This is a genomic window from Acinetobacter sp. UBA801 (assembly GCA_002296655.1).
In the GTDB taxonomy this organism is placed as follows: domain Bacteria; phylum Pseudomonadota; class Gammaproteobacteria; order Pseudomonadales; family Moraxellaceae; genus Acinetobacter.
The window spans coordinates 1-10,834 of the sequence record DBIN01000048.1 but is presented as its reverse complement, the minus strand read 5'-3'; the positions used below and the strand labels follow the sequence as shown (position 1 = coordinate 10,834).

The following is a 10,834-nucleotide window of genomic DNA, read 5'->3' as shown; positions in this document are numbered from 1 at the left end:
ATTGCATGAATTGGCAACTTTACCGTTACACCCTGAATCTGTGCCAATCAATATGTTAGTTCCAATTGAAGGCACACCACTGGCTGAAGTCGAAAAATTAGATGTGATTGAGTGGATTCGTACCATTGCAGTGGAACGTATTATTATGCCAAACAGTTACATTCGTTTATCTGCAGGGCGTGAATCATTGTCTGATTCAGATCAAGCACTGGCATTTATGGCAGGTGCGAACTCGTTATTCTCAGGTGAAAAGCTTTTAACGACGCCAAACGCAGGCGAAGGCAAAGACAAACAATTGTTCCAAAAATTAGGCTTAGTTCCTGAACGTGCCAAGCCAACGGTTTCGGAATTGTCGGTGGATGCGATGGCTGTGGCTTAGAGTTCTTAGCTTCTATACAAATATACAAAGTCCCATCAAGGGACTTTGTTTTTTGTGTTACATTTCATCTCTATGCAGCAAAATAAGTCTGTTCATCAATGCTTTTAAGAGGTGATTAAAATTCCGTAATTGGCATTCAAATACTGTCCTGCTTTAATGATATCTATCCCGTTGGCATGTTCAACCGTCAGTTGTTGCTGAATCGCATCATAATAAAACCGATCATAACAGTCCTGATGATGCAGCAACCAAGTCAAAGTATCTGTCAGATTGTCATCTACAATATACGTTTTTTCTTGAAAGTTTTTGGTCATAGATAGGATCAGTTCAATATTTCTGGTTACAAGATTTTAAGCAGAATACTTTGTGAGATAAAGTAGGCAGAGGATAGAAAATTTAATCACGCCTGGATAAACCAAACTTCGTACAGGATGAAGAATATCTCCAGCAAAAGCTGCCAGGTTGATATATAGTTTTGAAAATGAATAAATTTAGTCTAATCGATACTTACAGGCAAGGTTAAGCAAAATATTCAGACTGTTACAGCCTAAAATAAAACAGTGAGCCATAAAGACTCACTCGATTTTAATACAGATTCAATACTTAACATTATTGTGTCTTAGAATCCCCACACTTACGACACTCTAAATGCGCCCCGATTTCATCCATTGCGTCATATTCATAAATATGGATACAGAAAATTTGCTTTAACAGTTTGATCATAAATGACATTCCTTTTGATATTTATACATCAAGTTTGTAATCTCATCCTGAGATACAAATGCCATCAAGGCTGATTGACATAAACTACTATTATCATACTTTAAGAAAATAGCAAATCTAATTTAGGAACTTTCCGACAAATGACAAATTCATCTACTTACTGAAATTAGGCACATAAATTAATTAAAATTCATTCGCTTACACTATTCCAATTTTCAACAGGGTTGAAAAAAAATACTTAAAAGCTAATGTAAAAAAAACCAAAGAATTGCAATAGCCAATAACATCATGCTTTCTGTTATTTCAATACTCGCACCAATCGTATCGCCTGTAATTCCGCCCAAACGTTGCATAAATTTATGTCGTAAATACAAAATGCTGAGAATAAAAGTCAAAACAGCCAACAAGCCCATCCATCCCCAAAGCACCATACCAAACAAGGTTAATGCAATCACAATTTTTGCGCCTGTTTTGGGTAAATGCGCCTGAATAGAAGTGCCTAAACCGCTGGCTCGCAAATAAGGCGTACTTAAAAACAAAATCAAAGCACTTAATCGTCCTAATACGGGTACAAATAGCAAAAATGCTAAATACTGTTGCTCAAGCAATACATATAGCGTAGACCATTTTAATAAGCAGCAGATCAGTAAGCTCAATACCCCAATCGGGCCGCTGCTTGGGTCTTTCATGATGTCTAAGCTACGTTCAGGATCGCCAAAACCGCCGACCCACGCATCGGCAGTATCCGCCAGTCCATCTAAATGTAAACCGCCTGTTAGCCAAATCCAAAGCACTAAAATTAAGCTGCTACTGAGTACCAAGGGCAGGAATTGCAACAGATGCGCCATTCCCCAAAGCACAGCCCCAATTAATATGCCGATGAGCGGATAAAACAGCAGTGATTGTGCATTTTGCACTGCAGTTGGCATCTGTTTTAAAGAAACAGGGAAAGTACTCAGGAATTGTAAGGCGATCCAAAAAGGCGTCATGTTTGCCCCTGCATACCAATCTTGCCATTGGGATGTAATTGGAATGAACTCAATTGACCCAACGCTGCAGACATTGTTAAAATATCATCTAAGGGGTGTTTCTGCGCCAATACTTTGAGCAGTTTAATTACCCCGCCATGCGTGACCAACAACACACGTTTAGGTTGTGGTTGCTCGAGTTGTTGTAAATATTGGTTTAGATCGCTCAACCCTTGCAAAACGCGGTGCTGAAAATTGAGCAAAGATTCTGCTTGTGGTGGAGCAAACTGGGTCGGTGTCATCCAAAATTTAGCTAAATCTTCAGGGTATTGTTCATATAAAACTTGGGTGGAAATTGCTTCCCATTCACCAAAATGCATTTCCTGAAATTGTGCATCAATATACAGTGGTAATTGTTGTGCTTGAGCAAAGGACTGTGCAACGTGGACGCAACGCTGTAAAGGTGAACTCGCCACCGTATCCCATCGTTGCCCTGTAGATATTGCCGTGTTTAAAGTCTGCTGCATATCTTGCCAACCTTTTACAGTCAAAGCATCATCGGTTGAACCGCGCAAAGTATGCCCCAACTCAGTTTCGCCATGTCTTAACAGATCCAGCATGATCATGAAGATACTTTCTCACCTATAACCGCAGCTTCAGCAAAAGTCGCCATTTGATTATGCAAGGTGCAGGCCAGTTGGATGATGCCCAATGCAGCTCCCGCACCACTCCCCTCACCCAAACGTAAATTTAGATGTAGTAAGGCTTGTGCATCTAATGCTTCTAATAAACGACGATGTCCAAATTCAGCCGATTGATGCCCAAATAACATCCATTCACGGACTTGAGGATTTAAACGCACGGCAACCAATGCAGCAGCACTGCTGATAAAACCATCGACCACCATCGGCAAGCCCAACTGTGCACAGCGAATATACGCACCTACCATTGCAGCGATTTCCAATCCACCCACTGCACATAAAGCTTTAAAAGCATCATGTTGTACATAATTTTGATGCAGAGCTAAAGCAGCATCAATCACCTGTTTTTTATGTTGCAATTGCGCAGTGTCAATTCCTGTACCTACTCCAGTCAAGGCTTCAGCAGATTCTTGTAATAAAAAGCAAGATAAAGCTGATGCCGAACAGGTATTTCCGATGCCCATTTCACCTGCGACATAAATCGAGGCCTGCTGTGCGATGGCATCTTCCACACTTTGACGTCCAAGTGCCATGGCATCGGCACATTCTTGTTCAGTCATGGCACGGGCTTTGACAAAATTCGCTGTGCCTGCACGAATACAATGCCGTTCGACTCCTGCATATTCGTAGGCGACCCCAACCGTTCCGCAATCAACCACTTGCAAGTGCGCCTGATATTGTCGGGCGATAACGCTGATACAAGCACCACCCGTGGCAAAATTTTTTAGCATTTGCCGAGTCACCGCTTGTGGATAGGCAGAAATATTTTCCTCCATCACGCCATGATCGCCCGCGAAAATACAAATCCACGGACGTTCAATATTCGGCTGCGTTGTCCCTTGCAAAGCCGCTAGTTGAATCGCAATATTTTCCAATGCTGCCAATGAACCTGTGGGTTTGGTCAAATGAAGTTGACGTGCAATTGCCTGCTGTTTAGTGTGTTCGTTCGGCTTTTGACACGCTGCAAACCACCAGTTCATTGATTCTCTCCTTTTAAAAGCATTGGAAAACCTGCCACGCAAAACAGGACTTTGTCTGCAATTTCCCCCAATTGCTGATGTAATCGCCCTGTTTCATCGACAAATTTTCGGGTTATCTCGCCCATAGGCACAACGCCCAAACCTGTTTCATTACTCACTAAAATAATATCGGCTTGTAAGTGAGGTAAAACTTCGAGCAATGCTGAAATTTGTTGTTCGGCAAAGTTTTCTGCATATTGCATCAACAAATTACTCATCCACAAGGTTAGGCAATCCACTAAAATCACAGTATTAGGATGATCTAGCACTTTTAATTGCTGCGCTAAATACAAAGGCTCTTCGCACAACTGCCAAGTCTGCGGACGCTGTTGTCGATGATGCTGAATCCGCGCCTGCATTTCTGCATCGCCCGCTTGGGCGGTTGCCACATAAATGACGGTTTTGCCAAGTTGCTGCGCGATTTGTTCAGCCAAACGGCTTTTACCCGAACGCGCACCACCTAAAATAAATTGAATCACATGTGCTCCAAAGGAAATTGATGTGTGCTAAATAGCTCACCTTGTAAAGTGTGTGACTGATAATAACCAAAATTTTAATGATGGATATCTAAATCGAAATATTGCACAGGGAGATTTTGAATACGCTGCAAAATCAGATTAGTTGAACACGCTGTTTGATATAAGCCCAAAGTAATATGTGGGTGATACTGCAAGGCTGCGATTTCAGCCCCGCCTGCGCTAAGTGCCTGACGTATGTGCGCCAGTTGCTGTGATTGGTCCCGCACCTCTACAAATAAAGCACTGTCAAAGCTATTAATGCCGCCCACTTTTAGTTGAAAAGGCTTGAGTTGCATCTGCCGTAAGGCCTGAAATTGTTGTTGAAATTGTGATTCGAGAAAGTCATCTTCCCAATATTTTTTTGCTGCATAAAACCCACAAATATATAAAGTGATATGAAACTGACGTGGGTTTGGGCGAAATAACACGTCTGAAAATTGCTGTTTTAATTCTTGTAAATAGCGTTCTAAAGCTAGATTTTGAACAGTCAAATACCAAAGTACATAACGCTCACGCCCACGATGCCATTCAGGATAATCATGCTGCTGTGTTGGAATAACGTACTGATTGGCTTGAATAAACACGGAATAATTCAATGAATTTAAACGGCTTATGGTAAAACATTCACAACTGAATAGACATGAAAATCATGCAATTTATTGTGAATATTTTTTCAGTTTGGTATTTTTAGCCATCTACGTGGTTTAAATAATTTTAGTTTTAATGAGATGAATAAAATTCAGAAGATAGCTGAAACAGGTCTGCAATGTTATGCTGAGATGTGGATGATATTTATCCATCTATATAAGACCCGAATCAATATGAAGTTTTACCTCATCAGAATTGGCTCAACTGGAGTTTATGATGCAACAAGAATTGATCTGTTATAAGCAACTTCCAATTTGGAATTATGACTCAATTCCACAAGGGTTCAAAAAACAACACAATACCCAAGTCGGCACATGGGCAAAATTGACTATTTTAAAAGGCGAATTGCATTTTTCGATGCTGCAAGAATCTGGCGAAGTACAATCTGAGCATATTTTTTCTGTGGAAAATCAACCACCTTTTATTGAACCTAAAGCTTGGCATAAAATTGTATCTGCCAGTGATGATATTGAATGTCAGCTCAGTTTTTATTGTTTGCCTAAAGATTATTTTGTTAAAAAATACAAATTAAGCCCAACACATTCTGAAATTTTAGAGGCGCTTCCGCAGTTAAACGCGGGTAAAGCTTTGGATGTTGGCTGTGGTACAGGCCGAAATGCGCTGTATTTGAGCCAAAATGGTTTTCAAGTGGATGCTTGGGATGTGAACCCAGTGAGTATCCAAAAATTAAATGAAATTATTGCTGCAGAACAGATTTCATCTATTCAAACTGCTGTTCGGGATTTCAATCAGGATGCCACTATTACTGGTGAATATGACTTCATCAACTGTATAGTAGTAATGATGTTTTTGGCGCCTGAAACTATCCCTCCCCTTATTCAGCATATGCAGCAAGCGACCAAACCTCAAGGCTTTAACTTAATTGTTTGCGCAATGGATACTGAAGATTACCCTGTGCAACAGGACTTCCCTTTTAGTTTTAAAGCGGGTGAGTTAAGTGCTTATTATGCTGATTGGGATATTGTGAAATACAATGAAAATGTCGGTGAATTGCACCGTACGGATGCAGATGGTAATCGAATTAAACAGCGTTTTGCGACATTATTGGCAAGGAAAAAGTAGAAGTACAAAAGAAATTTGAAATAAATGATCTTTTTTAGCTGCTTGCAAACGAGGAGTTGTTTGTCCTAGATACTGCCTAGGATCAAGGGTTCATATGTTATTATGTAGTGAGGTATACAAACTATTAAGGCAACCTATGAAAATAGCGAATAAGAAATTACTAGCTGGTGCTTGTATGGCCCTAACTTTAAGTATGCTTAGCCCTGCCGTACTTGCAAATGATAACAATGATATACGAAAGACTGTTGTAGTTAAGTTTGCAAAAAAAGCTTATTCTGCAAATTATTACGGAAGGATAGATGGATACAAGTATGATTCCTACAAATTTTATGCTAAAAAGGGCAAAAGTTAAAAGTGACGTTGACTGGAGGAAATGTTGAAACTTACTTATGGGGTAATCAATTAAAAGACTCCATCAATCTTGGAGAATATTCTCCAGAGCTTGATGATAATGGTATGGGGCTTAGGAAGTTAAAGAGGGTTGTTACGGAGTATTTTAAGCCAATCGAGGTATAAATTACCATGGCGATGATTGAAGCGATATTCCGTTTCTTTAAGATGCAAATAAAACATCTTCTTGTCAATTCCATTAAATTTACTGAGCCGCTTTTTCGCATAGCCCCAAAAGGATTCTATACCGTTAATATGACGTTCACCACCAGCAAATTCATTGTCACCGTGATTTACTCTTAAGTGCTTTTCAAACCCAATATCGACAGGACCATCATAACCTCTCCATCCATCTGTGTTGATGACTGAATCAAGTTCTAGATGCCAACGAATAATTCCTTGTAGCGTGGCTTTGGAACAATCAGGAACAATTTTTTATAAACACTTCCATCGCGTTTAAGCAGACCGAACACAATCGTTTTACCTGAAGCACCTCGACCTCGTTTACCTCGAACACGACGAGCATCGAAGTAGGATTTATCCAGTTCAACGATGCAATTGAAGGGAGATATTTTTTCACACTGGACAGCGATCTTTTTATGCAATTTGATGTAAATAGTATGGATAGATCGCACAGAAATATTAGTGAGTTTAGCAGTATCAGATGCAGTAAAATCCATGGCAAAAAAGCGAATAATTTGCCTGAATTTTGCTTCTGCGATTCTAGAACGGGAATAGCATCTATTTTTGCTTTCATATAAGGAAGTTACCATAATTTTATATATGCTTAACTTCCTAAGCCCCTATCAATATATGGCAGAGTGATATTTAATACATGGTGATAAAGAAAGAGTAATAGACTGAGTGCTCGTTTGTGGGTTGATTTGCTCACGCCGTTATTATTCACTAAATATGACAGATAACTTTTAATATGTGTTTCGTTTAAAATACTTGGGGGTTGTTTGTTATGATAAAGGATGTAGCGTTTAATCCATTGGATATAGGCTCGTTCTGTTGATAGGCTTAAATGTCAGTATCGTCCTGTATAAGCGACTTTTTCTAATAGTTTTGGTGGTTGCTTATGCGTTTAATTTTGGATTATCACAACTTGACAATTATGTTTTTAATCTTTAAGGTATTTGAAATATAACGAGAAAAAATAGGATGTCAAAATAGTTATGTTGCAAATTCATTTTGGTTATGCGGCAAATTTGCCGTATAACTGTAGTTAGGTTGACGCCTTCGGCGCGGAAGAAAAATGAAATACACAAGTAAATCACAAATAGCACGAATTGAAACAGAAAAATGGGCAATAAATAATTTATTTTGTCCTTTATGTGGTAATGCCTTTAATGATTATTCAGCAAATACAAAGGTTTATGATTTCATTTGTTCAAATTGCAATCAAGAGTATCAATTGAAAGCAATGTCAAAAAAGATCGGTAAAAAATTAATTGGGTCTGAGTATTACACTTTTATTAACGCAATAGAGAATAAATCTGTACCTAATTTTTTGATAATGGAATATTCAATCGAAAACGATTGTTTTAAATCAAAAGAAGTTATATTTGTTCCAAAAGTATTTATTACAGAAGAAGTAATTGAAAAACGAAAACCATTATCAGAATCTGCAAGAAGAGCTGGTTGGACAGGATATAATTTATTATTTGAACCTATACCTAGTTATGGAAAATTACATATTGTAAAAAATGGTATATTACAATCTAAAAATAGAATACTTAAAGAATCACAAAAGATTACAAATTTGTACAATATTGATTCAAATAAAGTAAAATGGAAAATCGAAATATTAAAAATATTGGATTCATTAGATTCAGTATTTACACTTCAAGAAATATATAATAAAGAAATAGAATTGCAGGAACTATTTCCAGATAATAATCATATAAAAGACAAAATAAGGCAACAATTACAGTTTATTCGAGATGATGGTGTAATAGTTTTTCATGGAAATGGGAAATATGAAAAAACCTAACAACTGCTCCAACCTGACTCGGCTATGTCACGATTCTTGCTTGTCGTCGCTTCGCTCCTCGGCAAGAATCGCGCCAAAACGCCTCGCAGGTTAAGCAAATGTTAGTCCGCGCAGCCAATGACTTCAGCAATCGTTGTTGGAACCTTAGTTCGAAAAAATCCCAACACTTGGGAACCTAACGCATTCGACTCATGGGGACGAGGACAAGGAGTTGGCGAGGTTGTCGAACCACCATTTGATATTTCTGATCTAGATATGGTTGATGTTATATGGCCATCTGGCCGTTGCTTTGAAAAGATCAGTGGACTATTAGTTGCAGATCAAGAGCATGAGCAATAAACACTCTGCGCGGTCTAACAATTCGTTCAAGCCGACGCCGCTTCGCGGCCTTGTTTATGCGGTAACGTATACCGCAACGCTCGGCCGCTACGCAGGCCGGCTTAACTCAGGCGTTAGACCGCAGGAGACACTTTGAGTCGTCGTGTCCAAGAAGCCTTGGTGGTCCTACTCGCGCTAGCCACGACTATCGCGAGCAGCTGGGTTCCGCGCAAAGCCTACGTCACACTCGGTGACATCATGGGCTGCGAAGATGGCTGTTACGTAGCTGCAGGTGGCTGGCCATTTGTATACGCGGTTGATGGGATGGCGAGCTCCCCTGTTGGATCTGCCGATGCGTTGGGTATTTTGCTGGGCTTGGATAAAATTCGTTGGGAAATGTTCGCATTGAACTTCGGCGTCTGGATCGTGGCGTTTTCCTTGGTTGCCATTGCCTTCTCTAAGCGAAATTGAATGGCCAGCGGTCTAACAGTTCGTTCAAGCCGAGCCCGCTTCGCGGCCTTGTTTATGCGGTAACGTATACCGCAACGCTCGGCCGCTACGCAGGCCGGCTTAACTCAGGCGTTAGCTCTCAGGAGAGGCAATGAGCATTATCCAAAATGCGATCGACTCAATTCAAATTGGTGTTGAAGATTTTCAAAGTGATGACGATAGGCGTAGCGTTTCTGCTGTAAGAAACATTGCGGCTGGCATTTTATTGCTTTACAAAGAAAAACTCTGTCAGCTATCTCCGAGCGACAACAAAGAACTGCTAATTAAGCAAAACATTAGGCCTGTTCAAAATGAAAAAGGCGAAATAGTTTTTGAGGGTAAAGGCCACAAGACGGTTGATGTTCAGTCCATAAAAGAAAGATTCAGCAGCTTGAACGTCGCAGTTGACTGGAATAGATTCGAGGAAATTAACAAGCTAAGAAACGATTTAGAGCACTACTATACATCTGAATCTCCTGATGCTGTTCGTGAAATCGTAGCCAAGTCGTTTCTATTGATTCGGGATTTTTTATCAGAGCACTTAGATCAAGACCCTCAAGAAAGTCTCGGTAATGATTGCTGGGCAACATTGCTTGAAGTGAGTGATGTTTACTCGGCAGAAGAGAAAGCTTGTAAGGCAACTATTGATGCAATTGACTGGAAATATCATTCAGTTGAGGTAGCGCTAAAGAATCTTCGCTGCAGTCAATGCCATTCGTCACTGATACAAGCACCGTATTCTGATGATGTCTACCCAACTATTAATTTACATTGCAAATCATGTGGGCATGATTTCTGTTTTGATGATGTGCTTGAACAATGTATCGATGATTCTTTGGCTGGAGAAGCAATCAGAAATGCAATGGATGGTGGCGACTCTCCTTATGATGAATGTCATGAGTGTGGGAAAAGCACTTTCATCCATGAAGAAGGTTGTTGTGTAGCATGCGACTATGAAATGGAATACACCCACTGTGAAATGTGCGAAGAGCCATTGGGGCTAGAAGATCAATACAATGAAGGAAAATGCAGTTACTGTCAGTATAGATGGGAAAAAATCATGGCAGAATGAGCTAACAAGGCGCTGCTGTCGGACAAATTTTCCGCTGCGCTTCAAATTTTCCGCAGAGCGCGGCGTTAGTATGCAACATGAAAAGTTAGCTTTATTGATAGAGATTCGACACCTTTAATCAAAATCGGTAATTTCTTCTTTTTCAAGCTCTGTGCCAAATTAAGTCGGAACTAACATATTTGCCTCGTTTCACTGGTGCTGCATATGAAGGAGCATCACTCATGCGACCACGCATATAAGGACCGAGTGACAAGTAAATGGTTTTTAACAATATCTCGCCTTGTTTAAGTTCATTGAGCTCAACTTACTCAATACGAAAATCGCTGTGTTTTGGCTCACCGACTGGCCGTTGAGCTAAAACGATACGTTGATTAATAACTGTTTTCACACATATAACTCCATGTTTTATTTAGAAGTATTTTTCTTCACAATCAAAAACTGTGATTAAAATTTCTTTACAACCATTGTAGATGAGTTATAATAAAAAACAATACGACTGGTCTATTTTTTACAATAGAGTAAATAATTAA

The 10,834-nt window shown here is 39.7% G+C and carries 10 protein-coding genes and 5 pseudogenes; 6 read left to right on the top strand and 9 right to left on the bottom strand.

Annotation, left to right across the window (positions count from 1 at the left end; genetic code table 11):
- Positions 1 to 379, top strand: a 379-nt coding sequence (locus B2W49_RS10080; RefSeq protein WP_414630598.1) for a biotin synthase BioB, incomplete at its 5' end; no start/stop codon positions are given.
- A gap of 104 nt (positions 380 to 483) precedes the next feature.
- On the opposite strand, the gene B2W49_RS10075 is transcribed toward B2W49_RS10080, so the two are convergent.
- The 6 genes and pseudogenes from B2W49_RS10075 to B2W49_RS10050 form a co-directional block, all read right to left on the bottom strand.
- A complete protein-coding gene (locus B2W49_RS10075) occupies positions 484 to 693 on the bottom strand; it encodes a hypothetical protein (RefSeq protein WP_291340614.1) in 210 nt (69 codons plus the stop codon).
- Positions 694 to 1,347: 654 nt separating this feature from the next.
- The gene (locus B2W49_RS10070) at positions 1,348 to 2,091 is read right to left on the bottom strand and encodes an adenosylcobinamide-GDP ribazoletransferase (protein ID WP_291340612.1); all 744 of its coding nucleotides are present in this window, start codon (positions 2,089 to 2,091) and stop codon (positions 1,348 to 1,350) included.
- Positions 2,088 to 2,696 (bottom strand): histidine phosphatase family protein, encoded by a 609-nt coding sequence (locus B2W49_RS10065; protein ID WP_291340610.1) that lies wholly within the window; start codon positions 2,694 to 2,696, stop codon positions 2,088 to 2,090. Before B2W49_RS10065 ends, B2W49_RS10070 begins: the two co-directional genes overlap by 4 nt.
- A complete protein-coding gene (gene cobT / locus B2W49_RS10060) occupies positions 2,693 to 3,751 on the bottom strand; it encodes a nicotinate-nucleotide--dimethylbenzimidazole phosphoribosyltransferase (RefSeq protein ID WP_291340608.1) in 1,059 nt (352 codons plus the stop codon). The genes B2W49_RS10065 and cobT overlap by 4 nt, the downstream gene beginning before the upstream one ends.
- The gene (gene cobU / locus B2W49_RS10055) at positions 3,748 to 4,269 is read right to left on the bottom strand and encodes a bifunctional adenosylcobinamide kinase/adenosylcobinamide-phosphate guanylyltransferase (RefSeq protein WP_291340606.1); all 522 of its coding nucleotides are present in this window, start codon (positions 4,267 to 4,269) and stop codon (positions 3,748 to 3,750) included. Before cobU ends, cobT begins: the two co-directional genes overlap by 4 nt.
- A pseudogene (locus B2W49_RS10050) lies at positions 4,266 to 4,892 on the bottom strand (2'-5' RNA ligase family protein). Before B2W49_RS10050 ends, cobU begins: the two are co-directional and overlap by 4 nt.
- Positions 4,893 to 5,172: 280 nt before the next feature.
- On the opposite strand from B2W49_RS10050, the gene tehB reads away from it, so the two are divergent.
- Both tehB and B2W49_RS10040 read left to right on the top strand, forming a co-directional pair.
- Entirely contained in the window at positions 5,173 to 6,039 is an 867-nt protein-coding gene (gene tehB / locus B2W49_RS10045; protein WP_291340603.1) for an SAM-dependent methyltransferase TehB, read from the top strand.
- A 136-nt stretch (positions 6,040 to 6,175) separates the two neighbouring features.
- A pseudogene (locus B2W49_RS10040) lies at positions 6,176 to 6,498 on the top strand (hypothetical protein); the annotation flags it as partial.
- A 12-nt stretch (positions 6,499 to 6,510) separates the two neighbouring features.
- On the opposite strand, the pseudogene B2W49_RS10035 reads toward B2W49_RS10040, so the two are convergent.
- Both B2W49_RS10035 and B2W49_RS12195 read right to left on the bottom strand, forming a co-directional pair.
- Positions 6,511 to 7,202: pseudogene (locus tag B2W49_RS10035) on the bottom strand (IS1595 family transposase).
- 14 nt (positions 7,203 to 7,216) lie between these two features.
- Positions 7,217 to 7,447 (bottom strand): annotated as a pseudogene (locus B2W49_RS12195) (site-specific integrase); the annotation flags it as partial.
- A 240-nt stretch (positions 7,448 to 7,687) separates the two neighbouring features.
- Between B2W49_RS12195 and B2W49_RS10030 the strand changes: the two are divergent.
- From B2W49_RS10030 to B2W49_RS10020, 3 genes are all read left to right on the top strand, one after another.
- Positions 7,688 to 8,425: a DpnI domain-containing protein gene (locus B2W49_RS10030; protein WP_291340601.1), complete on the top strand. Its 738-nt coding sequence runs from the start codon at positions 7,688 to 7,690 to the stop codon at positions 8,423 to 8,425.
- A 471-nt stretch (positions 8,426 to 8,896) separates the two neighbouring features.
- Complete coding sequence (locus B2W49_RS10025; RefSeq protein ID WP_291340599.1) at positions 8,897 to 9,214, top strand: hypothetical protein; 318 nt, start codon at positions 8,897 to 8,899, stop codon at positions 9,212 to 9,214.
- A 130-nt stretch (positions 9,215 to 9,344) separates the two neighbouring features.
- The gene (locus B2W49_RS10020; RefSeq protein WP_074467475.1) at positions 9,345 to 10,304 is read left to right on the top strand and encodes a hypothetical protein; all 960 of its coding nucleotides are present in this window, start codon (positions 9,345 to 9,347) and stop codon (positions 10,302 to 10,304) included.
- 178 nt (positions 10,305 to 10,482) lie between these two features.
- Here B2W49_RS10020 and B2W49_RS10015 read toward each other — a convergent pair.
- Positions 10,483 to 10,692 (bottom strand): annotated as a pseudogene (locus B2W49_RS10015) (hypothetical protein); the annotation flags it as partial.
- Positions 10,693 to 10,834: the final 142 nt, after the last annotated feature.